Genomic DNA, 25,445 nt, shown 5'->3' with positions numbered 1-25,445 from the left:
GCAAGCCCGCTCCCACAGGATTGCGCAAACCTGAAGCAGGCATTGCACCTGTGGGAGCAACTGTCTTGCTCAATTTCTAAAAGCTGGCGCGATCCCTGTGGGAGCGGGCTTGCCCGCGAAGAAGCCGGCAGCCCTACCCTTTGCGCCAAGCCTTGCGCAATTTCATCAACGCCTCGGCAATCTGCCCCTCCGGCACTGCCGCAAACCCCAACACCAGCCCCGCCCTTTCATCCACAGGCACCTCGCCTTCCGGCAACCAGTAACCGCTCAACGGGTTGACCTCCACCCCCACTGCCTCGGCCCGCGCCACCAACTCCTGCTCCCGCGCAAAGTTATCCACAGCCACCTTCACATGCAGCCCCGCCGCTACCTCCGGCATTGCCCCCAGCCCGGCAACCTCTGCAGGCCACCCGGCCTTGAGCACATTGCGCCGGCTCAGCGCGGCCTTGCGCATGCGCCGGATATGCCGCTGGAAGTGCCCCTGGGCCATGAACTCGGCCATCACGCACTGGGTGCTCACCTCCGAATGCCGTACCGACAGCGCACGGCCCTGGCTGAAGGCCTGCACCAGGCGCCGCGGCAACACCAGGTAGCCCAGGCGTAATGCGGGAAAGGCAACCTTGCTGAAGGTGCCGACGTACAGCACCCGACCCTGGCGATCCAGCGCCGCCAGCGGCGCCAGTGGGGCGCCGCTGTAGCGGTACTCGCCGTCGTAGTCGTCCTCAATCACCCAGCCCTCCTGGCGCTCGGCCCAGGCCAGCAGCGCCAGGCGCCGGGCCAGGCTCATGGTCACCCCGGTGGGGTACTGGTGCGCAGGGGTTACATAAGCCACCCGGCAATCGCTCAACCCGGCCAGCCGCGCGCAATCCATGCCCTCGTCGTCCACCGGCACGCCGCGCAACTGGGCACCGCCCATGGCGAAAGCATTGCCGGCTGCGCGGTAGCCAGGGTTTTCCACAGCCACACCGTCACCTGGCTGCAAGAGCAGTTGTGCACAAAGGCTGATGGCCTGCTGTGCGCCACTGGTGATCACAATTTGTTCAGCGCTGCAAGTCAGGCCGCGGGAGCGGCGCAGGTAGGTGGCGATCAGTTCACGCAGTGGCAACTCCCCTGCCGGGTCACCGTAGCCGAGCAGCGCGGCATCGGGTTTTCGCCAGAAACCCGCTTGCAGCTTGGCCCACACGTCGAACGGGAACAGATCGAAGGCCGGTACCCCCACTCGAAATGCCCGTGGCGCGCCGGTGCGAGGCAACGGTAGATGATGGTTTTTCAGGCGCTGCACAGGCTCACAAAAAGCCTCTGAACTGGATGAATCCTCAGTATAAGAAGTGCGAAATGTGGATAACTCTGTTGATAACCCACGGGATAACCCTGTGGATAGTTGTGTGGATAGTTTTGGTAGCTGGCTTACATAAGTGCCGTCGCCCACCCGGCTTTCAATGAAGCCTTCGGCGTACAGCTGGTCGTAGGCACGCACCACGCTGTTGCGCGACAAACCCAGCACCAACGCCAGGTCACGGGTGGCCGGCAGCCGCGTGCCGCTGCCCAGGCGGCCATCCAGCACCCGTGCGCGCAACGCCTGGTACAGCTGCTGGCTGAGGCCACGGCGGCGATCGAGGGTGATACCGGCCGGGTCGAAGGGCAACGCGTGGGTGTGCTCGCTCATGGCATTGGCCCTATGAAAACAGTCATGAATGGCTCTTACACAGAGCCAATAGCCTGCCTAGGATGGCGCCACAGCACAAGGAACACCGGCATGTACAACAGCAAACCCCACCAGGAACACAACGTTGAAGCGTTGCACCGGCACATGCTCGACACGCGCCTGGCCATGTTGGTCAGCCATGGCGAGCAGGGCCTGCTGGCCACCCACCTGCCGGTGCTGGTAGCCACCGACGAAGGCGAGTTCGGCACCATTTACGCCCACCTGGCCCGGGCCAACCGCCAATGGCAGGACCTGCAGCACGGCGCCGAGGCGCTGCTGGTATTCCCCGGCGCCGACGCCTACGTAAGCCCAGGCTTCTACCCGAGCAAGGACGACAACCCCAAGGTGGTGCCCACCTGGAACTACACCGCCGTGCACGCCTACGGGCCGGCCGAGGTCATCCAAGAAGCGTCGCCGCTTCTGGACATCGTCAGCCGCCTGACCGAACGCCACGAACAGGGCCGCGACAAACCCTGGCAAGTCGCCGACGCGCCAGCGGATTACCTCGAAGGCATGCTGCGCGCCATCGTTGGCATTCGCCTGCCCATCGCCCGCCTGCAAGGCGCGCGCAAGCTCAGCCAGAACCGCGCGGCGCAGGATATTGCCGGCGTGCGTGAGGGCCTGGCCGCCAGCCCCGATTACCTGGACAACCAACTGGCGGCGCAAATGCGCCACCTCTGAAGGAACAAGCCCATGCCCAACATCACCCTGCGCCCCGTCAACGCCGAAGACCACGCCGCCTGGCTGGCCCTGTGGCAGGCCTACCTGCGCTTCTACCAGACCGAACTGGCCGAGGCCGTCAGCCTCAGCACCTGGCAACGCCTGCTCGACCCGAACGAACCCACCCACTCGACCCTGGCCTGGGTCGATGGCAAGGCGGTTGGCATGGTCAACTTCATCTACCATCGTTCCAACTGGAGCATCGAGAATTCCTGCTACCTGCAGGACCTGTACGTGAACAGCGAGGTGCGCGGCCTGGGCATCGGCCGCCAGTTGATCGAGCACGTGTACGCCACCGCCAAGACTGACGGCTGCATCAAGGTGCACTGGCTGACCCACGAGACCAACGCCACCGCCATCAGCCTGTATGAGCAGGTTGCCGAGCGCCCGGGCTTCATTCAATTTCGCAAAGGGTTGTAGGCCACATGACTGATGCACTGAACTGGAAACCAGCCGGCACGCCCAATGCCGAGCCCCTCGACGGGCGTTTCATCCGCCTGGAAAAACTCGACCCGGCGCGCCACGGCGATGACCTCTGGGAGGTGTTGCAAGGCCCGGGCTGCGACCCGGTGCTGTGGGACTACCTGCCCTATGGCCCGTTCAGCGAGCGCGCAAGCTTCGACCGCTGGCTCGAAGGCAACGCGGCCGGGCGCGACCCGCTGTTCTACAGCGTCATCGACCGCGCCAGTGGCCAGGTGCAGGGCATTCTCAGCTACATGTCGATCGTGCCCGAGCAGGGCCGCTTCGAAATCGGCCACATCGCCTTTGGCGCGGCCATGCAGCGCACCCCGAAAGGCACCGAGGCGGTGTACCTGCTGGGCAAGCTGGGCTTCGAGCTGGGCAACCGCCGCCTGGAGTGGAAGTGCAACGACGCCAACGCCCGCTCCAAACGCGCTGCCGAACGCTTTGGTTTCGCCTTCGAAGGGGTGTTCCGCCAGCACATGGTGGTGAAGGACCGTAACCGCGATACCGCCTGGTATTCGATCACCGATGGCGAGTGGCCGGCGGTGGCGGCGGGGTTCGAGCGGTGGTTGAGCGATGAAAACCAGCAGCCGCAAGGCCAACTGCAAACCCTTGAAGCCTGCCGCAAACCACTGTAGGAGATCACCCAGCCCTTTCGGGCTGCGCTGTCGCGCAGAGAACTGGGCACGAGCCCGCCGCGGACTCTGTGGGAGCGGGCTTGCCCGCGAACACCGGCGAAGCCGGTGCCCGACACCGCGTCGCCTGCTTCGCGGGCAAGCCCGCTCCCACAGGACCCTGCTAAATCAATAAGTTATGTGTTGTTCTATGAGAGCCGGCTTGCCGGCGATGAGGCCCTCAAACCCGACACATGGCACCCGCTACGCGGGTGATCGCCGACAAGCCGGCGCCTACAGGGGCCTCATCGAATTTTGCGCGGGCGGTTGACCAGGCCCATCTGCAAGCCGAACGGCTTGAACACGGCGTTCAGCGACTTCAGCGTGGGGTTACCCTCGCCCTGCTCTATCTGGATCAGCGTACGTACCGAAATCTTGCACATCTGCGCGAACTGGGTCTGCTGCATCTTCGCAACCTCCGTGCGCAGCCGCCTGACCGCAGCACCCAGCTCCAGGCTGCCATCGGCAATGGCATCACGCACGCTGTCGATCAACAAGCCGCGGGCATCGATGGAAACCGTCATGCCAACCCCCATTCGGCCATGCGCCGCTCAAGCTTGCCCAGGGCAATCGCCGGGTGATCCATGACCCTGGTCGCCAAACCCAGCTCACTGAGGATATCGGGCAAGGCCAGCAATTGCCTGGCATCCTCGCGCAACCGCTGGTAGGCCTGCTCCGGGTCGATGAAACGCGCCAAGGCGTTGCATGCCGCCAGCCAGTCGATTTCACCGGCCCGCTCGATCGGCACCGGCCATTTGGTGGTGCGGGTGATCCCCTCCTGGTCCATCACCATCGGTGCCAGATCGTAGATCGGCGCCAGGCGCAATGCGTCAGCGCTGCGGATGATCGCGGTATTGCGCCCGTGGTTGTCGGCGTTGCCCAGGATCTTGTTGATCAGGTCACGGCGAAGGTAGTCCGCGATCAGCCCGGGCACTTCGTCGGACTGCCCGGCTTCGTCCCACAACTCGACCAGGCTCTCGACCACCTCCAGGTGCCCCATGCGGCTGCCAGGCTCGGTCACGCCACACAACGAGTACACCGATTCCACGGCAAGGCGCTGCACGCCTTGTGCAGAAACCCGGCGGTCGAAGCGCTCCATCCACAGGCTGGGTTTGTGCCCCTCCTCCAATGCCATATGGGCGGTTGCCACCGTGTCTAGACCTAGCCGTTGCAAGGCTTTGTAGTAGAGGTGTTCGGCGCGCAGGATCTCCTGGTCGTCGAGCAGTGCCTGGTTCCTGGCGAATTTGATGAACCAGTGCCGGCGGGCGTGTTCATCGACAAGCACCGCGTCCGGGTAGAGTTGCCCACTTTCGTCCTCGGTCATCAGCAACTTCGGCGCCTCTCCGCCCGCACCGGTCGCGCCACCGATGGCGGCCCCTTGCTCGTAGGCATATTCGAGAAAGCGCTGGTCCCGGGAAACGACGTCCTGGCGGGTGAAACCGATGGGATTGGCCAGATCCAGCTGCTCGCAAGACTCCTTGATGCGCAGGTTGCCGACTGGCGCTGGGGTAGAGCGCCCCAACAGAAACAGGTCATCACCCATGCCTGCCGGTTTCTCTCGGCCGATGTGTTTGAGCAAAAAGCGTTTGGCGGCACCTGCCGGCGCAATGTCGTAAAGAAACGCAGGCGCCTGACCCAACCGGTGACTGCCAAAGTCCACCGGCAGTCTTGCGCTGACGGCCTGGCAGAAGAGGCTGTCATAGCTCTGCGGATTTGCCCTGACGTAATCGGACAGATAAGCAAATTCACATGGGCTGGCGAGGTTTTGTTCCGGCTGTGTAAAGGCCAGCGCCACGGCGTCTTGCCACGTTCCCTGGTTGTGGATCTGGAGGGTGAGTCGGTACATAGGCAACCTGCAATTTACTGCATGTTATTGATCGGAAACGCCTTCACTTCTGCAGCATAGTGCAGATTTTCTCGTAACCGTAAAATGTTTACGCATTTAAATGCAGATGCGGCCAGTTTAGAAAAGGGAAATCTGCAGAATATTGCACACTCACAGAACAAAAAAAGGGGAGCATTCGCTCCCCAGAGGTTAACCGCTTGCAGATGAGGGCCTGCTAATCAGCCCTCGATCTCGATCAGGATCTCGCCCGGGGTGACCCGGTCGCCCTTGGCCACGTGGATGGCCACGACCTTGCCGGCGATGGCCGCCTGCACCTCGGTCTCCATCTTCATGGCCTCGGTGATCAGCACCGCCTGGCCGGCCTTGACCACATCGCCTTCCTTGACCAGCACATCGACGATGTTGCCCGGCATGCTGGTGCTGACGTGGCCCGGCGCGCTGGCTTGCTTGCGCTTGCTGCTGCCGCCGCCGACGAACTCGTTGAGCGGCTCGAACACCACTTCTTCCGGCATGCCGTCGATGGACAGGTAGAAGTGGCGCTTGCCTTCGGCCTTGACGCCCACGCCGGTGATGTCGACGCGGTAGGTTTCGCCGTGCACGTCGATGACGAACTCGGTCGGTACACCTTCACCGCCGGCCGAGGCCACGGCGCCGGCTTCCGGGATCGGCAGCAGGGTTTCGGGGGTCAGGGTGCCGGCTTCACGCTCTTCAAGGAACTTGCGCCCGATGTCCGGGAACATGGCGAAGGTCAGCACGTCTTCTTCACTGCGCGCCAGGGCGCCGATGTCGGCACGCAGCTTGGCCATTTCCGGCTTGAGCAGGTCGGCCGGGCGCACGTCGATCAGCTCTTCGCTGCCGATGGCCTGGCGGCGCAGTTGCTCGTTGACCACACCCGGAGCCTTGCCGTAGCCGCCTTGCAGGTACAGCTTCACCTCGTTGGTGATGGTCTTGTAGCGCTCGCCGGCCAGCACGTTGAAGAACGCCTGGGTGCCGACGATCTGCGAGGTGGGGGTTACCAGCGGCGGGAAGCCGAGGTCTTCACGCACCCGCGGGATCTCCGCCAGCACTTCGTTCATGCGGCTGAGCGCGCCCTGCTCCTTGAGCTGGTTGGCCAGGTTGGAAATCATCCCGCCCGGCACCTGGTTGACCTGCACGCGGGTATCCACGGCGGTGAATTCGCTCTCGAACTGGTGGTACTTCTTGCGCACGGCGTAGAAGTACAGGCCGATTTCCTGCAGCAGTTGCAGGTCCAGGCCGGTGTCGAACTCGCTGCCCTTGAGCGCGGCGACCATCGACTCGGTGCCCGGGTGGCTGGTGCCCCAGGCAAAGCTGGAGATGGCGGTGTCGATGTGGTCGGCACCGTTTTCAACAGCCTTGAGCTGGCACATGGCAGCCAGGCCGGCGGTGTCGTGGGAGTGGATGAACACCGGCAGCGACTGCTCGGCCTTCAGCGCCCGCACCAGCTCGCCGGTGGCGAACGGGGTCAGCAGGCCGGCCATGTCCTTGATCGCGACCGAGTCGCAACCCATGGCTTCCATCTGCTTGGCCTGGGCGACGAAGGCGTCGATGGTGTGCACCGGGCTCACGGTGTAGGCGATGGTGCCCTGGGCATGCTTGCCGGCGGCTTTCACCGCTTCGATGGCCACGCGCAGGTTACGCACGTCGTTCATGGCATCGAAGATGCGGAACACATCGATACCGTTGACCGCAGCCTTGGCGACGAAGGCCTTGACCACATCGTCGCTGTAGTGGCGGTAGCCCAGCAGGTTCTGGCCGCGCAGGAGCATCTGCAGGCGGGTGTTGGGCAGTGCGTTGCGCAGTTTGCGCAGGCGCTCCCACGGGTCTTCCTTCAAGAAGCGCACGCAGGCATCGAAGGTGGCGCCGCCCCAGACTTCCAGCGACCAGTAACCCACCTGGTCGAGCTTGTCGCAGATCGGCAGCATGTCTTCGGTGCGCATGCGGGTGGCCAGCAGGGACTGGTGGGCGTCGCGCAGGATCGTGTCGGTAACAAAGATTTTCTTGGACATTATTCGGTTCCTCACAGGCCTGCGTGGGCGGCGATGGCGGCGGCGATGGCCAGGGCCAGCTCTTCGGGTTTGCGCTTGATCGAGTAGTTGGTCAGTTCGGGGTGGCTTTCGACGAAGCTGGTATTGAACTGGCCGCTACGGAATTCCGGATTGCGCAGGATTTCCTGGTAGTACGCGGCGGTGGTCTTCACCCCCTGCACGCGCATGTCGTCCAGGGCCCGCAGGCCGCGGTCCATGGCTTCTTCCCAGGTCAGCGCCCAGACCACCAGCTTCAGGCACATGGAGTCGTAGAACGGTGGAATGGTGTAGCCGGTGTAGATCGCCGTGTCGGTGCGCACGCCCGGGCCGCCCGGGGCGTAGTAACGGGTGATCTTGCCGAAGCTGGGCAAAAAGTTGTTTTTCGGGTCTTCGGCGTTGATACGAAACTGCAAGGCGAAGCCGCGGTGCTGGATGTCTTCCTGCTTGATCGACAGCGGCAGGCCGGAGGCGATGCGGATCTGCTCGCGGACGATATCGATGCCGGTGATCTCTTCGGTGATGGTGTGTTCCACCTGCACCCGGGTGTTCATCTCCATGAAGTACACCTCGCCATCGGCGAGCAGAAACTCCACGGTACCGGCGTTCTCGTAGTCCACCGCCTTGGCTGCGCGCACGGCCAGGTCGCCGATGTAGGCGCGCTGCTCGGGGGTCAGTTGCGGGCTTGGGGCGATCTCGATGAGCTTCTGGTTGCGGCGCTGGATCGAACAGTCGCGCTCGAACAGGTGCACCACGTTGCCAAAGCTGTCACCGAGGATCTGCGCCTCGATGTGCTTGGGGTTGACGATGCACTTTTCCAGAAACACTTCGGCCGAACCGAAGGCCTTGGTGGCCTCGGAGATGACCCGCGGGAAGTTCTGTTCCAGTTCCTCACGGCTGTTGCAGCGGCGGATACCACGCCCGCCACCACCGGAGGTGGCCTTGAGCATCACCGGGTAACCGATGCGCTCGCCCTCGCTCAGGGCTTCGTGAATGTCGGCAACGTTGCCTTCGGTGCCGGGGGTAACCGGTACACCGGCCGCGATCATGGTGCGGCGGGCCTCGGTCTTGTCGCCCATGCGGCGAATCACGTCGGCGGCCGGGCCGATGAACTTGATCCCGCGCTCGGCGCAGATTTCTGCCAGTTCAGCGTTTTCCGACAGGAAACCGTAACCCGGGTGCAGGGCGTCACAGCCGGTTTCCACAGCCAGGTTCACCAGCTTGCGCGGGTTCAGGTAGCCGGCCAGGGGCTCGGCACCGATGCTGTAGGCCTCGTCGGCGCGCTTGACGTGCAAGGCGTGACGGTCGGCGTCGGAATAGATCGCAACAGAGCGAATGCCCATCTCGGCGCAGGCCCGCACAATGCGAACTGCGATTTCACCCCGGTTGGCGATCAGGATTTTTTTTATCACTGGATTCTTCCCAAAGCCGTAGGAACAGACGATCCGGTTCTACCGGTCGGCGCGTGACCAGACGTTGCTGGCCAGTCGCACAATCACCCTAGCGCTGAAGGTCGATAAACAAAAATCAATATTTGTTAGAGGCTGCATAAGCAAAAGCTTATAGTTGAGTAACAAGGTATTGCCGATGGTGGGATAAAAATGCGTAAGTCATTGATGCGTATGACTTTGCGTCAACTGCAGGTGTTCAACGAAGTGTGCGATCTGCGCTCCTACAGCCGTGCAGCCGAAGAGATGGCACTGACGCAACCCGCCGTAAGTCTACAAATCCGCCAGCTCGAGGAGCTGGTGGGGCAGCCGCTGTTCGAGTACGTCGGCAAGAAGCTCTACCTGACCGAAGCCGCCGAAGCGCTGCAGCGTGCCAGCCGGGATATCTTCGGGCGCCTGGAGAACCTCGACATGCAGCTGTCGGACATGCAGGGCTCACTGCAGGGGCAGCTGAAACTGGCGATCGAGTCCAGCGCCAAGTACTTCGTGCCACACCTGTTCGCCGCCTTCAAGCAACGTCACCCGGAGGTCAACCTCACCCTCACCGTGGTCAACCGCGCCCAGGCGATCCGGCGCCTTTCCGACAACCGCGACGACCTCACGGTGATGTCGATGGTGCCCCAGGACATGGGCCTGGAGTTTCTGCCGTTTCTGAACAACCCGATCATCGCCGTGGCGCCGCCCGACCACCCGCTGTGCAAGCTTGCGCAGTTGCGCCTGCAGGATCTGGAACCTCATACGCTGCTGGTACGCGAGCAGGGTTCGGGCACGCGCAAGGCCTGCGAGGAGTTCTTCAAGGAAAAGCGCGTGCACTTCACCCAGACGCTGGAAGTGGCCTCCACCGACTCGCAGCGCGAGTGCGTGGTGGCGGGCCTTGGCATCGCCCTGCTGACCCGCCACGCGGTCAACCTGGAGCTGGCCACCGGCGTGCTCAAAGAGCTGCCGGTGGAGGAGCTGCCGCTGTACCGCAGCTGGTGCCTGGTGCAGTCCAGGAGCAAGCGCCAGTCACCGGTGGCCTTGGCCTTCCAGGCGTTCATCCGCGGCGAACGTGCGCAGATCAGCGGGCTTGGGGAGCGTTTCTCGGGGAAGTTGCCGCCGACACCTGCCACACCGTGACCGCTTGCAGGTCGGGGTAGTCGGCAATTTCGCGCAGCAGTTGGCGCTGGTCGCAGTAGCTTTCGATGGCGCGGCGGAATTCCATGCGGCGCTGGTCCTTTTCCTGCTGCTTGCGAGCCTTGGCGTTGGGTTGGTACGAACCGTCGTGATCGTGAGCCATTGCCTGTCTCCCAGATAGGATGCGGGAGTTTCAGGGTGGGCCTGGGGGTTTACGGTTTGGTGGTGATTGGGTGACAAAACCGTGAAGTTTGAGGGAGCGGCAAGCCCGCTCCCACGTTCGACGATGCATGAAAAACATGCAGGTCAGTCGTCGGTAGCCTTGATCGACTTGGGCGACAAACGCAGGCTGCGCAAGCTGCGCTTCACGCTCTTCAAGTGGTTGACCAGGCTCGGCCCACGGGCCATGGCAACGCCCATGGCCAGCACGTCGATCACCACCAGGTGGGCGATACGCGAGGTCAGCGGGGTGTAGATCTCGGTGTCCTCGTGCACGTCGATGGCGAGGTTCACCGTCGACAGCTCCGCCAGTGGGGTTTGGCTGGGGCACAGGGTGATCAGGTTGGCGCCGCTTTCACGCACCAGGTTGGCGGTGATCAGCAGGTCTTTGGAGCGCCCCGACTGCGAAATGCACACCGCCACATCGCCAGGCTTCAAGGTGACCGCCGACATGGCCTGCATGTGCGGGTCGGAGTACGCCGCCGCGCTGAGCAGCAGGCGGAAGAACTTGTGCTGGGCGTCAGCCGCTACCGCACCTGAGGCACCAAAGCCGTAGAACTCCACGCGTTGGGCCTGGGACATGGCGCTCACCGCCTGCTGCAACGCCAGCGGGTCGAGGTGCTCGCGCACCTCCATCAGGGTGTGCAGGGTGGTATCGAAGATCTTCAGGCTGTAGTCGGCTACCGAGTCGTCTTCATGGATGGCGAACTGGCCGAAACTGGCGCCTGCGGCCAGGCTCTGCGCCAGCTTGAGCTTGAGGTCCTGAAAGCCCGAACAGCCGATCGCCCGGCAAAAACGCACGATGGTCGGCTCGCTGATACCGACGTTGTGCGCAAGGTCCGCCATGGAACTGTGCATGACCGCAGCCGGGTCCAGCAGCACATGGTCGGCTACTTTCAGTTCCGATTTGCGCAGCAGGTGGCGCGATTGGGCGATATGTTGCAACAGATTCACGGGCTGGACTCGGTTATGATCGGCTGGCCGGGATGTAGCTTTCTTGTAGTTATACTACATGCTTGCCAACCCGCCCAGTTAAACGAACGTGGAGAGTGGTGGTTTGACTATTCCTTGCGACATTCTGGTCTTCGGCGGCACGGGCGACCTGGCCCTGCACAAGCTGCTGCCGGCGCTGTACCACCTGTATCGCGAGGACCGCCTGCACAACGCCGTGCGCATCATCTCCCTGGCCCGCCGGGCGTTACCGCGCAACGACTACGTCAGGCTTGCCGAACGCCACTGCCGGGCGCAAATCGCCCGCCAGGACTTCGACGAAGAAGTGTGGCAACGCTTTTCGGCGCGGCTCGACTACTTCCCCATGGACGCCTCGCAAAGTGGCGATTTCGGCCGCCTGGCGCGCTATCTGGGCGAGCCTGGAGGGCTGACGCGCATCTACTACCTCGCCACCGCGCCTACGCTTTTCGTGCCCATCGCCAACCACCTGCGCATCGCCGGGCTGGTCGATAGCGAAGCGCGTATCGTGCTTGAAAAGCCCATCGGCCATTCGCTGGAGTCGGCCACCGCCATCAACGAGGCGATTGGCGCGGTGTTCGATGAGCCCCAGGTGTTTCGCATCGACCATTACCTAGGCAAGGAGACCGTGCAGAATCTCATGGCCCTGCGCTTCGCCAACGCTTTGCTCGAGCCGGTATGGCGCAACAGCCAGGTAGACCACGTGCAGATCAGCGTCTGCGAGACCCTGGGCGTGGAGAACCGCGGCGGCTACTACGACCGCGCCGGCGCCACCCGCGACATGCTGCAAAACCACCTGCTGCAGCTGCTGTGCCTGGTGGCCATGGAGCCGCCGGCGCAGTTCGAGGCCGAAGCGGTGCGTGATGAAAAGGTCAAGATATTGCGCGCGCTCAAACCGATCACCGGCCAGGACGTGCAGGACAAGATCGTGCGCGGCCAGTACCACGCAGGCAAGATCGGCGGCCAGGAAGTGCCGGCCTACTACTTCGAAAAAGACGTCGACAACGACAGCGACACCGAGACCTTCGTCGCCGTGCAGGCGCACATCGACAACTGGCGCTGGGCCGGCGTGCCGTTTTACCTGCGCACCGGCAAGCGCATGGCGCGGCGCACCTCGCAGATCGTCATCCAGTTCAAGCCGGTGCCCCATGAGCTGTTCAACGGCGGCCAGGTCAACCAGTTGCTGATCCAGTTGCAGCCGGACGAGCACATCAGCCTGCGCATGATGACCAAGAGCCCCGGCAAAGGCATGCGCCTGGCCCCCGTGGAACTGGACCTGAACCTGGCCCAGGCATTCGCCCAGACCCGCCGCTGGGAGGCCTACGAGCGCCTGTTGCTGGATGTGCTGGAGGGCGACTCGACCCTGTTCATGCGCCGCGACGAGGTCGAGGCGGCCTGGGCCTGGATCGACCCGATCGTGCAGGGCTGGGAGGAGCACTTCCAGGCACCACGCCCGTACCCCGCCGGCAGCAACGGGCCCGAGCAAGCCAACAGCCTGCTCGCCCACCAAGGTAGAAAGTGGCATGGCTGAAAGGCTTCATGCTGCCTTGGCTTGTGCCAGAAGCTGAAGCTGGCCCCTGTAGCGGTGCATTTCGCGCCGCACTCAGGAGGCTTTCAACATGACCATCGAAACCAAAGGCTGGGTCGCCCAGAACGACAAGATGCCGGGCAACGCCTGTTTTCGCGTATACGGCACGGTGTGCGTTGCCCACCCGGGCATTGAACCTGTGCTGAGCATGCCCGGCCTGCAGGACCGGTCTTTCAACCTGCGACTGGAACTCAAGCTGCAAGAGCAGGACGGCATCTACCCGCAGGTGGTAACCGAAAAAGTGGTGGCGTTCCAGATGCCGGGCGATCACAGCAATATCCCCAAGGTGGAGATCATCCACGACCGTAAGCTGATCACCAGCATCACCGACATCATCGACACCTACTGACCGCCCTGAAGCGTCGGTCGCTCAGCCGTTCAGGTAGCTCGGCGGCCGCTGCAACAAGGCCTCAAAGGCGGCAGGGTCTACCGGCCGGCTGATCAGGTAGCCCTGCACCTCATCGCAGCCATGCTCACGCAAAAACGCCAGTTGTTCCGGGGTTTCCACCCCTTCGGCCACCACCTGCAGGCGCAGGCTCTTGGCCATGGCGATGATCGCCCGGGTGATCGCCGCGTCCTGGCTGCCCTCGAGCAGGCCACGGATGAACGCCTGGTCGATCTTCACGTAGTCCACCGGGAAGCGCTTGAGGTAGCTGAGCGAGGAATAGCCGGTACCGAAATCGTCGATGGCCAGCTTCACCCCCAGCGCATGCAGCTGCTCGAAGGTGGCGATGATGTGCTCGACGCTGTCGAGCAACTGGCTCTCGGTCAGCTCCAGCTCCAGCAGGTGCGCCGGCAGGCCGGACTCCCCCAGCACCTGGCGCACCAGGCTGACCAGCTTGCCCTGGCGCAACTGGTACACCGAGAGGTTGACCGACACGCGAATCTCCAGCCCCTGACGCCGCCACTGGCAGGCCTGCCAGCACGCCTGGCGCAACACGAACTCGCCCATGGGCGCGATCAGCCCGGTTTCTTCCGCCAGCCCGATGAACTCCCCCGGCGGCACCATGCCCAGTTCCGGGTGCTGCCAACGCACCAGCGCCTCGGCGGCATGCAGTTGGCCGGTACGCAAGCACAGCTTGGGCTGGTAGTAGACCAGCAACTGCCCCTCGTCGATGGCCTTGCGCAACTCGTTCTCCAGTTGCAGCCGCTCCAGGGTGCTGGCGCGCAGGCTCTCGGTGTAGAACTGGAAATTGTCGCCGCCCAGGTGCTTGGCGTGCTGCTTGGCCATGTCGGCCTGGCTGACCAGCGCGTTCAGGTCGAAATTGCCGTCGGCCAGCAGGCTGATGCCCACCGAGGCGCTGATCACCACTTCGTGGCTACCAAGGCGCTGCGGCACCCGCAGCTTGTCGAGCAGGCGCGTGGTGACCCGCACCAGGCTGGACAGGTTGGTATAGCCGTCGAACAAGATGGCGAACTCGTCGCCCGACAGCCGCGCCACGGTGTCGGCCTCGGGCACGGCATTGGCGATGCGCTGGGCCATCTTCTTCAGCAACTGGTCGGCCAATTCGTGGCCAAGGCTTTCGTTGAGCAGCTTGAAACGGTCCAGGTCGACATGCAGCAAGGCCAGGCTACGCCCGTTCAGGCGCATGCGTTGGGCGCCTTCGTGCAGGCGCAGGCGAAACAGCGCGCGGTTGGCCAGCCCGGTGAGGTCGTCGTAATGGGCCAGGTAGCGCAAACGCTCCTCCGACTCGCGGCGGGCCGACAGGTCGGTATAGAAGCCGACAATGCTGGCGGTGCGGCCACGGGCGTCACGCACACTGTTCAGTTGCAGCCACTGCGGGTAGAGCTCGCCGTTCTTGCGCGCCTCGACCAGCTCGCCCTGCCAGCGGCCTTGCTGCTCCAGGGCCAGGTCGATGGCCTGGCTGTGGCGGCGGGCGTCGCGGCTGCACGAAAGCTCCAGGGCATTGCGCCCGATCAGCTCGGCGCGGCCGTAGCCGGTGACATCGCAGAAGGTCTGGTTGACCGCCAGCAGTTCGTAGTCGGCATCCAGAATGGCAATGCCTTCGCTGGCGGCCTCGAATACCGTGGCGGCCAGGCGCTGCTGCTCTTCCTGCAGCTTGCGCGCGGTGATGTCGCGGCGGGTGCCGAGCATGCGCAGCACCTTGCCTTCGGCGTCGCGCTCCACGGCCCGGCCGCGGTCCTCGATCCAGCACCAGTGACCCTGAGCATGGCGCACCCGGTATTCCACCCGGTAATCCTCGGTGCGGCCCTTGAGGTGCTCGACCAAGGTGCGGCGCAGCAAGGGCAGGTCGTCGGGGTGCAGGCGCGGCTTGAGGTCGCCGCGCACCGAGCGGACCTGCTCGGCATCCAGGCCGAACAGCGCGTGCAGTTGGGTGTGGTGGACCTCGTCGCTGGCCAGGTTCCAGTCCCATAGCCCCAGCTCACTGGCTTCCAGGGCCAAGGCCAGGCGCTGTTCGCTCTTGCTCAGGGCCTGGTTGGCCAGGTCCAGCTCGTGGCTGCGCTGGGCCACGCGCTGTTCGAGCCCGGCATGGGCCTTGCGCAGCTCTTCTTCGGCCTGGCGGCGCTGGCGCACTTCACCGCTGAGCTGGTGGTTGAGGTCTTCGCCGTGGCGCTGGGCAGTTTGCAGGTGCTCGATCAGCGCCTGGTTCTGGAAGCGCCGCAGCAGGCCACGTTCGATCAGGCGGTTGACCTGCCAGGCCACCACCATCAGCGCCCCCAGCAGAATCAGCCCAAGCCAGCCCCAGCCACGCTGCTGGCCGGCGTCGTAGACGAACAGGAACAGGGTCGGCGGCAGCAGGCAGGGCAAGGCAAAGCTCAGGAAGGCCGGCAGGCTGACCGCATAGGCGACACTGGCCGAGAGCGCCGCCGCCCCCAGCAAGCCGAACACCCACGCCTGCTGTACGAAGTTATCCACAGGCACCAGGGCAATTGCCGCGCTGGCCAATGTCAGCCCGCTGAACCCCGAGCCGAGCAGGAACATGCGCCGCCAACCGGGCATGGCCTGGCGCGCCGGGGTGGCGGCCTCGAACGCAGCCACCTGGATCACCCGCAGCGCCACCAGCGCCAGCAACCAGACCATCCACACGCTCACCAGCAAATAGCGCGCAGGGCTCCACAACAGCCAGGCGCAGAGCAGGCCGTTGAGCAGCATGAACAGTGTGGGCAGCAGCGAGCCCTGATAAAGCAGGCGGGTGCGCTCGATCGACAGTTCCGTGGCAAATTGCCTGCGAACGCTGCGTAACGCCTGCGGCGATGCCTCGATCGCCCTGCATTCCTGGGTCATATGGCTGGTTTCTTGTTGTGTTCTTGTTATGGCTGACCGCAAATGTGCTGGGAGGATACACAAGCGTTGCCCCGGACCAAACTGCTCTGCGTCATGATTTCGAAAATGTCTTGTGCGTCGTACTGCGACCGCTCAACCACGCGGCAGCGCCGTGCTTGCCGATGAACGGTCAACATGCCCGACGGCGATTTGCACGGCGGGCGTTTGCCCCTGCCCCCCGCGCGGCCATAGAATGCGCGGATGCATACCGATGACCTCTCCCTCCTGCTGAACTCCCTCAACGACGCCCAACGCCAGGCCGTAGCGGCCACGCTGGGGCGCCAACTGGTGCTGGCCGGCGCCGGCTCCGGCAAGACCCGCGTGCTGGTGCACCGCATCGCCTGGCTGATTCAGGTCGAAGGGGCCTCGCCGCACTCGATCCTGTCGGTGACCTTTACCAACAAAGCCGCCGCCGAAATGCGCCAGCGTATCGAGCAACTGCTGGGCATCAACCCCGCCGGTATGTGGGTGGGCACCTTCCACGGCCTGGCCCACCGCCTGCTGCGCGCGCACTGGCAGGAAGCCGGGCTGGTGCAGAACTTCCAGATTCTCGACAGCGACGACCAGCAGCGCCTGATCAAGCGGGTCATGCGTGAAATGGGCCTGGATGAGCAAAAGTGGCCTGCCCGCCAGGCCCAGTGGTTCATCAACGGGCAGAAGGACGAAGGCCTGCGCCCGCGCCATATCCAGGCCGGCGGCGACCTGTTCCTGGGCACCATGCGCGACATCTACGCCAACTACGAGCAGGCCTGCGAGCGCGCCGGGGTCATCGACTTCTCCGAACTGCTGCTGCGTGCCCTGGACCTGTGGCGCGACCAGCCCGGTTTGCTGGAGCACTACCAGCGCCGCTTCCAGCACATTCTGGTGGACGAATTCCAGGATACCAACGCCGTTCAGTACGCCTGGTTGCGCCTGCTCGGTGCCGGCGGGCGGAGCCTGATGGCGGTGGGCGACGACGACCAGTCGATCTACGGCTGGCGCGGCGCCAAGATCGAGAACATTCACCAGTACACGGCCGACTTCCCCGACGCCGAGATGATCCGCCTGGAGCAGAACTACCGCTCCACCGGCGGCATCCTCAAGGCCGCCAACGCCTTGATCGCCAACAACAGCGGGCGCCTGGGCAAGGAGCTGTGGACCGACATGGGCGAAGGCGAGCCGCTGACGCTGTACGCCGCCTACAACGAGCACGACGAAGCGCGCTACGTGGTCGAAACCATCGAAAGCCTGGTCAAGCAGGGCAATGCGCGCAACGAAATCGCCATCCTGTACCGCTCCAACGCCCAGTCGCGGGTGCTTGAAGAGGCGCTGCTGCGCGAACGCATCCCGTACCGCATCTATGGCGGCCAGCGCTTCTTCGAGCGCGCCGAAATCAAGAACGCCATGGCCTACCTGCGCCTGCTCGAGGGCCGTGGCAACGACGCGGCACTGGAGCGGGTGATCAACGTGCCGCCACGCGGCATCGGCGAAAAAACCGTCGAAGCCATCCGCGACCACGCCCGCCACGCGCAGCTGTCGATGTGGCAAGCCATGTGCCAGCTGCTGGCCGCCAAGGCCCTCAAAGGCCGCGCCGCCAGCGCCCTGGGTGCGTTCATCGAGCTGATCGAGAACCTCGCCAGCAAGGTCGCCGACATGCCGCTGCACCTGATGACCCAGACAGTCATCGAGCAGTCCGGGCTGATCATCTACCACCAGGAAGAAAAGGGCGAAAAAGGCCAGGCCCGGGTAGAAAACCTTGAGGAACTGGTCAGTGCCGCGCGCAACTTCGAAACCAGCGAAGAAGACGCCGACCTGTCGCCGCTGTCGGCGTTCCTCGGCCACGCCTCGCTCGAGGCCGGCGACACCCAGGCCGACGAGCACGAAGACAGCATCCAGCTGATGACCCTGCACAGCGCCAAGGGCCTGGAATTCCCCTACGTGTTCCTGGTGGGCATGGAAGAGGGGCTGTTCCCGCACAAGATGAGCCTGGAAGAGCCAGGCCGCCTTGAAGAGGAACGCCGCCTGGCCTACGTCGGCATCACCCGGGCCATGCGCCAGCTGATCATGACCTACGCCGAGACCCGCCGGCTGTATGGCAGCGAAACCTACAACAAGGTGTCGCGCTTCGTACGCGAGATTCCGGCCGGGCTGGTACAGGAAGTGCGCCTGTCCAACACCGTCAGCCGCCCGTTCGGCGGCGCCAAGGCGCCGGCCAGCAGCCTGTTCGCCAACGCCAACATTCCGCAGACCGCCTTCAACCTTGGCCAGCGCGTGCAGCATGCGGTGTTCGGCGAGGGCGTGATCCTCAACTTCGAAGGCTCCGGCGCCCAGGCCCGGGTGCAGGTGAACTTCGACGAAGGCAGCAAGTGGCTGATGCTTGGCTACGCAAAACTCGAGGCCCTGTAGGAGCAACTGTCTTGTGCTGGCTGTGCCGGCCTCATCACCGGCAAGCCGGCTCTTACAGATACAGCGCAGATTTGAAGGCTGCGCGATCTCTGTAGGAGCCGGCTTGCTGACGATAGGGCACTTACCCACAACACAAGTCGCCTTTTCCTTCACCAATCAGGCAAAAGCTCGAAACATCTTGTCGCTGGTCATGTCTGCTGCTTCATGTGCACCATGACGCGCGTGCAATCCACAAAATGGGAACCCCCAACTTATGCAACGTTTTCTTAGCATCGCTCTGGCGCTCTGCGTCGGCCTGACGCTGAGCCTCGACGCCAACGCCAAGCGCTTCGGTGGCGGCAAGAGCTCGGGCGCCGCACCTATGCACCAGACTCGCCAGGCATCCCCGACTACCCCTGCTGCCGCCCCGACCGCACCTGGCCGCGCCCCGGCCGCCGCTGGCGGTGCTTCGCGCTGGCTGGGCCCGCTGGCCGGCATCGCCGCCGGTGGCCTGCTGGCCTCCATGTTCATGGGCGACGGCTTCCAGGGCATGCAGATCCTCGACTTCCTGATCATGGGCCTGATCGCCTTCCTGGTGTTCCGCTTCATCGCCGCGCGCCGTCGCCAGCAGCAGCCGCAGCACGCTGCCGCCGGCCACGCCCCGTACCAGCGTGAAGCCCAGCCGCAGGCTGCCCCACAGTCGGTGTTCGGTGGCTCCGCCGCTGCTGCCCCTTCGCCAACGGTCAACGCACCGGCCTGGTTCAACGAAGCCAACTTCCTGGCGGCCGCCCGTTCGCACTTCCAGACCCTGCAGCAGCACTGGGACGCCAACGAGATGGACAAGATCTCCGAGTTCGTCACCCCGCAAATGCTCGAGTTCCTCAAGCGTGAGCGCGCCGAGCTGGGCGATGGCTTCCAGTCCACCTACATCGACAACCTCGACGTACAGCTGGACGGCGTAGAAGATCGCGCCAACCACACCGACGCCACCCTGACCTTCCGTGGCGTGTCGAAGACCTCGCGCTTCGACCAGGGCGAAGCCTTCAGCGAAAGCTGGCACATGGTTCGCGCCCAGGGCGAAAACCAGCCTTGGCTGGTGGCCGGTATCCGTCAAAACGACTGATAACCGCACGCTGTACACAAAACCCCGGGCCCTGGCCCGGGGTTTTTGCTTTTGCCACAGTCGGCTACTAGGGTATAACGCGCAGCGTTGTCATCAAGGCTAGAGGATGTGAACCGTGGAAGAAGTGATCGAGCAACTCCGTGAAGCAAACGAGCCGGTACCAGTGCCGCTGGAGCTTCCCGATGAAGATCAGTTGGTGGAGATCGAGGAACAGCTGTTCATCAACATTCCATTTGTGTTCAAGGAATACCTGCTCACCGTCAGCGACGTGATCTACGGCTCGCTGGAGCCGGTGACCGTCACCGACCCGCAATCGCATACCTACCTGCCGGACGTGGCGGCCAACGCCTGGGATGCCGGCGTGCCCCGCGACCTGATCCCGATCTGCCAGGACGGCGACGACTACTACTGCGTCGAAGAAGACGGCACCGTTGTGCTGTGGTCCGGCGAGGAAGAGATCGTCACCGAAGAAAGCTGGGAATCGGTGTGGCACTGGGTGCGGGACGTCTGGCTGGAAAGCTGAGCCCGTTTTCATATCCCTTGTAGAAGCCGGCTTGCCGGCGATGGGGCCATGCGCTCTATCAACAGGCCCGGCCAGATCGCCGGCAAGCCGGCTCTCATAGAACAAACTGCAACTCAACTCATTGATTTAGCAAGGACCTGTGGGAAGCGGCCTTGTGTCGCGATGGGCTGCGCAGCAGCCCCGGCAATTTTGCATAAGGCCGAGACCTTGGGGCCGCTTCGCGCCCCATCTCGACCGGACGGCGCCCCGGCAAGGCCGCTTCCCACCGAGATCGTGGCGCATCTGCCAGACCAGTTCTCTGCGCGACAGCGCAGCCCAAAGGGCTGGATGATCTCCTACAAACAATCGGGCGCAGAAGACGCCTCTTCAGTGCGAATGATCGCGGCTGTTCTCCAGCGTCTCCAACAGCGCCACCTGCATGCGGGTATGCACGCGGATCAGCCAGCGCCAAAGCAATGCCACCACCACCGCCGCCACCACTACGATCACCAGCAACAGCTCGCTGGTGGGCAGGATGCTGGCCGACAACGCCGACAGCAGCAGGAAGATCACCAGCAGCGACAGCAGCGGGATCACCTCGGCAATCACCCGCCGTACACGCTGGGTATGCCGCCCGGCCATCTCTGGTTTGACCCCCATCTCCGCCAGCAGCATCGACAGCGCCTTGAGCTTGCGGTACGCGGCAATCAGGAAGGGCAGCGACAACAGCAATGCCGCGCCCCAGATCAACGCCTTCTGCTGGCCACCATCGGCCACCCACTCACTGAGCCATTCACCGATGCGCCCGGCAAAATAACCACCGCTGAAGAAGATCGCGATCACCAGCGCAAGGTTTACCCCCACCTGTAACAGGATGCGCCGGATCATCGCCGCCAGCATCGCCCCTTCACCCTGGGGCTGGATGCTGCGCAGCCATTCGCCATACAGCGACAGCACCCGCGACAGGCGGCTGGGCACCACCTTGCCCAGCTTGATCGACAGCGGGTCGGCAGCGCGGATCAGGTAGGGCGTCAGCAGCGTGGTGATGGCTGATACCGCCACGGCCACCGGGTATAGGAAGTCGCTGGTCACCTGCAGGGTCATGCCCAGCGCGGCGATGATGAACGAGAACTCGCCGATCTGCGAAAGCCCCATGCCCACCCGCAGCGAGGTGCGCCCGTCGTTGCCGGCAATGAACGCCCCCATGCCGCAGGAGAGCATCTTGCCCAGCACCACAGCCAGGGTGATGACCACGATCGGCCAGGCGTATTCGACCAGGATGCTGGGGTCGATCATCAGGCCAATGGCGACGAAGAAGATGGCGCTGAACAGGTCACGAACCGGCTCGATCAGGCGCTCGATCTTCAGCAACTGGCGCGATTCGGCCATGATCGCGCCGATCAGGAAGGCCCCCAGCACCATGCTGTACTCAAGCTTGACCACCAGCAGGCAGAAGCCGAAGCACAGCCCCAGCACGGTAATCAGCAGCATCTCGTTGCTTTCGAACTTGGCCACGTAGGCCAGCAGCCGCGGCACCAGCAGGATGCCGATGACCAGCGCGACGATCATGAACAGCGACAGCTTGCCCACCGTGGAGAACACCTCGCCCGAGCTCACCGTGCCGCTGACGGCGATGCCCGACAGCAGGGCGATGATGCCGATGCCAAGAATGTCCTCGACGATCAGCACGCCGAAAATCAGTTGCGCGAAGCGCTCGTTCTTCATCTTCAGGTCGTTGAGCGCCTTGACGATGATGGTGGTCGAGCTGATGGCCAGGATGGCGCCGAGGAACAGCGAGTCCATGGTGTTCCAGCCGAACCAGCGGCCGATCTCGAAACCGATCCAGATCATCAGGACGATTTCCAGGAACGCCGCGATGAACGCCGTGGCCCCCACCTTGAACAGTTTGCGCAGGCTGAACTCCAGGCCCAGGCAGAACATCAGGAAGATTACCCCGAGCTCGGCCAGGGTCTTGATGGTGTCTTCGTCGTGAATCAGGCCGAACGGCGGGGTGTGCGGGCCGATGATGAAGCCGGCGACGATGTAGCCCAGCACCACTGGCTGCTTGAGACGATGAAAGAGGATGGTCACCACACCGGCGACCAGCATGATCACGGCCAGGTCCTGGATGAAGCTGATGGCATGCATGGCGTGATACTCCTTGTCTCGATGCACGGGGCGAACCGCTCCTCTGTCAGAAAACGCTGACAACCGAAGCAGGCACATACTGTAGTGATAGGTTGAAAAGCCCACGTTGCATGGGCGCTGTCAGGTTAACATCGCGCCTTGCCGCACATCGTCCGTGCAATATATGGAAACAGATCGGCAACGCCAGCGCCGCCGATGGCAGAATCGGCGTGACGATGGAGCGTCAGGCGACGTCCCGTACCAGGATGGGAAACCTCAAAGAGGGGAACAGAAGTGTCAGCAGATACCCGCCCCGTTTCAGCGCAACCACACCGTGAGCTCACTATGGAACCTGGAAACGCCCAGTTGTCGATGACCGTCCTGATGACACCGGACATGGCCAACTTCTCTGGCAACGTACACGGCGGCACGCTGCTCAAATACCTTGACGAAGTCGCCTATGCCTGCGCCAGCCGCTATGCCGGCAGCTATTGCGTGACACTGTCGGTGGACCAGGTGATTTTCCGCGAGCCGGTGCACGTGGGTGAGCTGGTGACCTTCCTGGCCTCGGTCAACTACACCGGCAACACCTCGATGGAGGTGGGCATCAAGGTGGTGACCGAAAACATCCGTGAGCGCTCGGTACGCCATTCCAACAGTTGCTTCTTCACCATGGTGGCCGTGGACGAAAATCGCCGCCCGGTGCCGGTACCGCCGCGCCAACCGCAAAGCAGCGAGGAGAAACGCCGCTTCCTGCAGGGCCAGCAGCGCCGGCAGATCCGCCAGGAGCTCGAAGAGCGCTACCAGAACCTCAAGACCGATTCGATCTGAAGCCGGCTGCTGATCCCGCGCGACCTCTGTTGGAGCCGGCTTGCCGGCTCCAACAGGGGTTACAAACGCTGCGCCTCGAACCGCACCCGCGGGTGGGCGATGCGGTCCTGGGCCCGCACCAGCTGCAGCTCGTAGCTGGCACTGGCCTGGGTTTCCAGCAGCACTTCATGCACCGCAGCTGCGGTGAACTCGAACGCCTGCAACCAGTTGTCCCCCAACAGCACACGGGCCAGGAACAGCCCCGAGGTCAGGTCGCCCACCCCCACCGGCTGGCGCGGGAAGGCCAGCAGTGGCCGGCGCAGGTGCCAGCTGCCCTCGGCAGTCACCAATAACATCTCGAAGGTGTCGTCGGCGCGGCCGGGGTAGCTCAGGTGCTTGACCTGCACCACCTTCGGCCCGCGCTCAAGCAGGCTGCGGGCCATGGCCACACAGTCTTCAAGCGACTGCGCGCGACGCCCGCAGAAGCTGTCCAGCTCCAGCTGGTTGGGGCAGAGGATGTCGGCCCGCGCCGCCGCCTCGTCGAGCAAAAACTCCCCCACCTCGGCTGGCACGATGCAGCCCTTCTCGGCATGCCCCATGACCGGGTCGCACAGGTACAGCGCCCGTGGGTTGGCAGCTTTGATGCGCGCCACGCCGGCAAGAATCGCCCGGCCCTGCTCGGCGCTGCCCAGGTAGCCCGACAACACCGCATCGCAGTGGCCCAGTTCACCGATATTGGAAATGCCTTCCACCAACGCAGGAATTTGCGCCGGAGCAAGCACTTCGCCTGCCCACTGTCCATACTGAGTGTGGTTGGAGAACTGCACGGTATTGAGCGGCCAGACGTTCACCCCTACCCGCTGCATGGGAAACACCGCGGCACTGTTGCCGGCGTGTCCGAAGACGACGTGGGACTGGATGGCGAGCAAGTGCGGCGTGCGTTTCATGCAGGAAAATTCCGAAACCATTGAACGAATGTGCGGCGCGCAGTATGAACCCGAATGCCATCTGTACGACAGGCCAGAGACGCAGTTAAGCTGGATCGACCTGTCTGGAGCTAAGCCAAATGTTGACCCTGGAAAACCTCTTCGTCCTGATGCTGGTGGCGACCGCAGGCGCCTGGCTGTGGCACAACCATGGGCTGCGCGAAAAAGCCCTGGCGCGGGTCAAGCAGCATTGCGCCAAGCTCGACCTGGAACTGCTCGACGATGCCGTGGCGCTCAAGCGCATCGGTTTCGTGCGCGATGCCAACGGCAAGAAGCGCCTGGCACGCATCTACAACTTCGAGTTCACCGTGACCGGTGAACAGCGCCACCCCGGCACCGTCACCCAGTTCGGCGCCCACACCATGCAAATTGAACTGGCGCCCTACCCGTTCGAGATCAAGACCCCGCCCCGCGCCGACAACGTGATCGAGATGCAGCAGTGGCGCCAGGAGCACAACCGCTGGGGTAACTGATCAGCCTTGCAGGCGGCAGGCGGCCAAGGCGGCCTGCAGCGCTGGCAAGGGTTGCGCAGTGCCGAAGATGAACTCCAGGCGTGAGTCCTTGCGCCATTCGCTTGGCTGCCACTGAAGGTCACCGTCAAGGCCATTGAACGACTGCCAGCCTTGCGCGCTGTGGATAACGCCTTTGGCCCGGCGCCATGGCCAGGCCTGCAGAAATACGGCCAACCGTTCGCGATCAAAGCACTGGCTGGGGTGCCAGCGCCAGCCCACGCTCCAGCCACCTTCACCTTGCTGAGCCTGGCAGATCGGCTGTGTGGTATCTGTCCACAAGGCCTCGATGGCGGCAGGTGTTTTGTCCACAGGCCGCCTCGAAACGGCCGCCTCGGCGTTACCGGTTGTGGAAAAACCTGGCAACTGAGGCAGCGGCAAAGCACCTTGCTCCGTCCAAAACACCGAAACCGTTGGAAGCTTCGCGGTTATCAACAGGCGCGATGCGCTGTCCACAGCCGCCGATTTGTTGATAACCAGCAATTCACAGGCGGGCAACGCCGCCTGCTGCGCTTCGGGCAGCGGCTCGCCACGCGCCAGGGCCTTGGCATCCAGCACCATCAGCAAGGGCTGTACCGCCAGCACGCCCGTCCACGGCGCCTGTTGCAGTTGCTCCAGCAACTGTCGGGGGTGGCCGAGGCCGGACGGCTCGATGAACACCCGGTCCGGCTTCGCCTTGCGCAAAAGGCGCCCCAGCCCCACCTGGAACGGCATGCCGTTGACGCAGCACAGGCAGCCACCGGCGACCTCACCGATGGCGATGCCGTCCTCATCACGCGCCAGCAGTGCGGCGTCCAGGCCGATCTGGCCGAACTCGTTGACCAGCACCGCCCAGCGCTCGTTGGCCGGGCGCTGGGCCAGCAGCTGGCGAATCAGGCTGGTCTTGCCGGCGCCCAGGGGGCCGGCGACAAGGTGGGTGGGGATGTTATGGAGCATGGTTTGCGCATCGTCG

At 63.8% G+C, this 25,445-nt stretch carries 22 protein-coding genes; 11 read left to right on the top strand and 11 right to left on the bottom strand.

Annotated features, from left to right (window positions below; translation table 11 throughout):
* Positions 1–133: 133 nt before the first annotated feature.
* Entirely contained in the window at positions 134–1,666 is a 1,533-nt protein-coding gene (pdxR, locus tag KSS93_RS02285; RefSeq protein WP_217886987.1) for a MocR-like pyridoxine biosynthesis transcription factor PdxR, read from the bottom strand.
* Between the two features lie 90 nt (positions 1,667–1,756).
* On the opposite strand from pdxR, the gene KSS93_RS02280 reads away from it, so the two are divergent.
* The 3 genes from KSS93_RS02280 to KSS93_RS02270 are packed head-to-tail and all read left to right on the top strand — an operon-like array spanning position 1,757 to position 3,525.
* Positions 1,757–2,386, top strand: coding sequence for an FMN-binding negative transcriptional regulator (locus tag KSS93_RS02280; RefSeq protein ID WP_217886986.1), 630 nt, complete (start codon positions 1,757–1,759; stop codon positions 2,384–2,386).
* 12 nt (positions 2,387–2,398) lie between these two features.
* Positions 2,399–2,845 carry a GNAT family N-acetyltransferase gene (locus KSS93_RS02275; protein ID WP_217886985.1) on the top strand — a complete coding sequence of 149 codons (447 nt, stop codon included), beginning with the start codon at positions 2,399–2,401 and terminating at the stop codon, positions 2,843–2,845.
* A gap of 5 nt (positions 2,846–2,850) precedes the next feature.
* On the top strand, positions 2,851–3,525 hold the full coding sequence (locus tag KSS93_RS02270; RefSeq protein ID WP_217886984.1) for a GNAT family N-acetyltransferase: 675 nt from the start codon (positions 2,851–2,853) through the stop codon (positions 3,523–3,525).
* A gap of 281 nt (positions 3,526–3,806) precedes the next feature.
* Here the strand turns inward: KSS93_RS02270 and KSS93_RS02265 are convergent, their stop codons facing one another.
* The 4 genes from KSS93_RS02265 to KSS93_RS02250 form a co-directional block, all read right to left on the bottom strand.
* A complete protein-coding gene (locus KSS93_RS02265; RefSeq protein WP_217886983.1) occupies positions 3,807–4,085 on the bottom strand; it encodes a helix-turn-helix domain-containing protein in 279 nt (92 codons plus the stop codon).
* Positions 4,082–5,407, bottom strand: coding sequence for a type II toxin-antitoxin system HipA family toxin (locus KSS93_RS02260; protein WP_217886982.1), 1,326 nt, complete (start codon positions 5,405–5,407; stop codon positions 4,082–4,084). Before KSS93_RS02260 ends, KSS93_RS02265 begins: the two co-directional genes overlap by 4 nt.
* Before the next feature lie 218 nt (positions 5,408–5,625).
* Positions 5,626–7,434: a sodium-extruding oxaloacetate decarboxylase subunit alpha gene (oadA, locus tag KSS93_RS02255; RefSeq protein WP_217886981.1), complete on the bottom strand. Its 1,809-nt coding sequence runs from the start codon at positions 7,432–7,434 to the stop codon at positions 5,626–5,628.
* An 11-nt stretch (positions 7,435–7,445) separates the two neighbouring features.
* Positions 7,446–8,861: an acetyl-CoA carboxylase biotin carboxylase subunit gene (locus tag KSS93_RS02250; RefSeq protein ID WP_217886980.1), complete on the bottom strand. Its 1,416-nt coding sequence runs from the start codon at positions 8,859–8,861 to the stop codon at positions 7,446–7,448.
* A 204-nt stretch (positions 8,862–9,065) separates the two neighbouring features.
* Here KSS93_RS02250 and KSS93_RS02245 point away from each other — a divergent pair, with 204 nt between their 5' ends.
* A complete protein-coding gene (locus tag KSS93_RS02245) occupies positions 9,066–10,013 on the top strand; it encodes a LysR family transcriptional regulator (RefSeq protein ID WP_217888666.1) in 948 nt (315 codons plus the stop codon).
* Here KSS93_RS02245 and KSS93_RS02240 read toward each other — a convergent pair.
* On the bottom strand, positions 9,955–10,173 hold the full coding sequence (locus tag KSS93_RS02240; RefSeq protein WP_217886979.1) for a PA3496 family putative envelope integrity protein: 219 nt from the start codon (positions 10,171–10,173) through the stop codon (positions 9,955–9,957). The two genes, KSS93_RS02245 and KSS93_RS02240, sit on opposite strands and share 59 nt — an antisense overlap.
* A gap of 143 nt (positions 10,174–10,316) precedes the next feature.
* A complete protein-coding gene (hexR, locus tag KSS93_RS02235; protein ID WP_217841022.1) occupies positions 10,317–11,183 on the bottom strand; it encodes a transcriptional regulator HexR in 867 nt (288 codons plus the stop codon).
* Positions 11,184–11,286: 103 nt separating this feature from the next.
* Here hexR and zwf point away from each other — a divergent pair, with 103 nt between their 5' ends.
* Both zwf and KSS93_RS02225 read left to right on the top strand, forming a co-directional pair.
* Entirely contained in the window at positions 11,287–12,729 is a 1,443-nt protein-coding gene (gene zwf / locus KSS93_RS02230) for a glucose-6-phosphate dehydrogenase (protein ID WP_217886978.1), read from the top strand.
* An 88-nt stretch (positions 12,730–12,817) separates the two neighbouring features.
* Complete coding sequence (locus KSS93_RS02225) at positions 12,818–13,135, top strand: hypothetical protein (RefSeq protein WP_217886977.1); 318 nt, start codon at positions 12,818–12,820, stop codon at positions 13,133–13,135.
* Positions 13,136–13,156: 21 nt separating this feature from the next.
* On the opposite strand, the gene KSS93_RS02220 is transcribed toward KSS93_RS02225, so the two are convergent.
* Positions 13,157–16,033, bottom strand: coding sequence for a putative bifunctional diguanylate cyclase/phosphodiesterase (locus KSS93_RS02220; protein ID WP_217886976.1), 2,877 nt, complete (start codon positions 16,031–16,033; stop codon positions 13,157–13,159).
* Between the two features lie 240 nt (positions 16,034–16,273).
* Here KSS93_RS02220 and uvrD point away from each other — a divergent pair, with 240 nt between their 5' ends.
* The 3 genes from uvrD to KSS93_RS02205 all read left to right on the top strand — a co-directional run bounded on the left by uvrD (position 16,274) and on the right by KSS93_RS02205 (position 20,082).
* Positions 16,274–18,457, top strand: a complete 2,184-nt coding sequence (uvrD, locus tag KSS93_RS02215) for a DNA helicase II (RefSeq protein ID WP_217841026.1) — start codon at positions 16,274–16,276, stop codon at positions 18,455–18,457.
* A gap of 253 nt (positions 18,458–18,710) precedes the next feature.
* Positions 18,711–19,559, top strand: coding sequence for a Tim44 domain-containing protein (locus KSS93_RS02210; protein ID WP_217886975.1), 849 nt, complete (start codon positions 18,711–18,713; stop codon positions 19,557–19,559).
* A gap of 115 nt (positions 19,560–19,674) precedes the next feature.
* Positions 19,675–20,082, top strand: a complete 408-nt coding sequence (locus tag KSS93_RS02205; RefSeq protein ID WP_217886974.1) for an SMI1/KNR4 family protein — start codon at positions 19,675–19,677, stop codon at positions 20,080–20,082.
* Between the two features lie 366 nt (positions 20,083–20,448).
* On the opposite strand, the gene KSS93_RS02200 is transcribed toward KSS93_RS02205, so the two are convergent.
* Positions 20,449–22,209: a cation:proton antiporter gene (locus KSS93_RS02200; RefSeq protein WP_217886973.1), complete on the bottom strand. Its 1,761-nt coding sequence runs from the start codon at positions 22,207–22,209 to the stop codon at positions 20,449–20,451.
* A 324-nt stretch (positions 22,210–22,533) separates the two neighbouring features.
* Here KSS93_RS02200 and KSS93_RS02195 point away from each other — a divergent pair, with 324 nt between their 5' ends.
* Positions 22,534–23,019: an acyl-CoA thioesterase gene (locus KSS93_RS02195; protein ID WP_217886972.1), complete on the top strand. Its 486-nt coding sequence runs from the start codon at positions 22,534–22,536 to the stop codon at positions 23,017–23,019.
* Between the two features lie 59 nt (positions 23,020–23,078).
* On the opposite strand, the gene pdxY is transcribed toward KSS93_RS02195, so the two are convergent.
* The gene (gene pdxY, locus KSS93_RS02190) at positions 23,079–23,945 is read right to left on the bottom strand and encodes a pyridoxal kinase PdxY (RefSeq protein ID WP_217886971.1); all 867 of its coding nucleotides are present in this window, start codon (positions 23,943–23,945) and stop codon (positions 23,079–23,081) included.
* Positions 23,946–24,064: 119 nt separating this feature from the next.
* On the opposite strand from pdxY, the gene KSS93_RS02185 reads away from it, so the two are divergent.
* The gene (locus tag KSS93_RS02185; protein WP_217841032.1) at positions 24,065–24,457 is read left to right on the top strand and encodes a DUF3301 domain-containing protein; all 393 of its coding nucleotides are present in this window, start codon (positions 24,065–24,067) and stop codon (positions 24,455–24,457) included.
* Here the strand turns inward: KSS93_RS02185 and KSS93_RS02180 are convergent, their stop codons facing one another.
* Positions 24,458–25,429 carry a CobW family GTP-binding protein gene (locus KSS93_RS02180; RefSeq protein ID WP_217886970.1) on the bottom strand — a complete coding sequence of 324 codons (972 nt, stop codon included), beginning with the start codon at positions 25,427–25,429 and terminating at the stop codon, positions 24,458–24,460.
* Positions 25,430–25,445: the final 16 nt, after the last annotated feature.

It is taken from the genome of Pseudomonas xanthosomatis, assembly GCF_019139835.1.
Classification (GTDB): Bacteria; Pseudomonadota; Gammaproteobacteria; order Pseudomonadales; family Pseudomonadaceae; genus Aquipseudomonas; species Aquipseudomonas fakonensis.
The sequence above is the reverse complement of the archived record's forward strand: the minus strand, read 5'-3'. Positions and strand labels throughout refer to the sequence as shown.

Bases quoted from the DNA above. Each gene is read 5' to 3' on its own strand.
- pdxR (WP_217886987.1), bottom strand. From the start codon at position 1,666: ATGAGCGAGCACACCCACGCGTTGCCCTTCGACCCGGCCGGTATCACC.
- KSS93_RS02280 (WP_217886986.1), top strand. From the start codon at position 1,757: ATGTACAACAGCAAACCCCACCAGGAACACAACGTTGAAGCGTTGCAC.
- KSS93_RS02275 (WP_217886985.1), top strand. From the start codon at position 2,399: ATGCCCAACATCACCCTGCGCCCCGTCAACGCCGAAGACCACGCCGCC.
- KSS93_RS02270 (WP_217886984.1), top strand. From the start codon at position 2,851: ATGACTGATGCACTGAACTGGAAACCAGCCGGCACGCCCAATGCCGAG.
- KSS93_RS02265 (WP_217886983.1), bottom strand. From the start codon at position 4,085: ATGACGGTTTCCATCGATGCCCGCGGCTTGTTGATCGACAGCGTGCGT.
- KSS93_RS02260 (WP_217886982.1), bottom strand. From the start codon at position 5,407: ATGTACCGACTCACCCTCCAGATCCACAACCAGGGAACGTGGCAAGAC.
- oadA (WP_217886981.1), bottom strand. From the start codon at position 7,434: ATGTCCAAGAAAATCTTTGTTACCGACACGATCCTGCGCGACGCCCAC.
- KSS93_RS02245 (WP_217888666.1), top strand. From the start codon at position 9,066: ATGCGTATGACTTTGCGTCAACTGCAGGTGTTCAACGAAGTGTGCGAT.
- KSS93_RS02240 (WP_217886979.1), bottom strand. From the start codon at position 10,173: ATGGCTCACGATCACGACGGTTCGTACCAACCCAACGCCAAGGCTCGC.
- KSS93_RS02225 (WP_217886977.1), top strand. From the start codon at position 12,818: ATGACCATCGAAACCAAAGGCTGGGTCGCCCAGAACGACAAGATGCCG.
- KSS93_RS02220 (WP_217886976.1), bottom strand. From the start codon at position 16,033: ATGACCCAGGAATGCAGGGCGATCGAGGCATCGCCGCAGGCGTTACGC.
- uvrD (WP_217841026.1), top strand. From the start codon at position 16,274: ATGCATACCGATGACCTCTCCCTCCTGCTGAACTCCCTCAACGACGCC.
- KSS93_RS02210 (WP_217886975.1), top strand. From the start codon at position 18,711: ATGCAACGTTTTCTTAGCATCGCTCTGGCGCTCTGCGTCGGCCTGACG.
- KSS93_RS02200 (WP_217886973.1), bottom strand. From the start codon at position 22,209: ATGCATGCCATCAGCTTCATCCAGGACCTGGCCGTGATCATGCTGGTC.
- KSS93_RS02195 (WP_217886972.1), top strand. From the start codon at position 22,534: ATGGAACCTGGAAACGCCCAGTTGTCGATGACCGTCCTGATGACACCG.
- pdxY (WP_217886971.1), bottom strand. From the start codon at position 23,945: ATGAAACGCACGCCGCACTTGCTCGCCATCCAGTCCCACGTCGTCTTC.
- KSS93_RS02185 (WP_217841032.1), top strand. From the start codon at position 24,065: ATGTTGACCCTGGAAAACCTCTTCGTCCTGATGCTGGTGGCGACCGCA.
- KSS93_RS02180 (WP_217886970.1), bottom strand. From the start codon at position 25,429: ATGCTCCATAACATCCCCACCCACCTTGTCGCCGGCCCCCTGGGCGCC.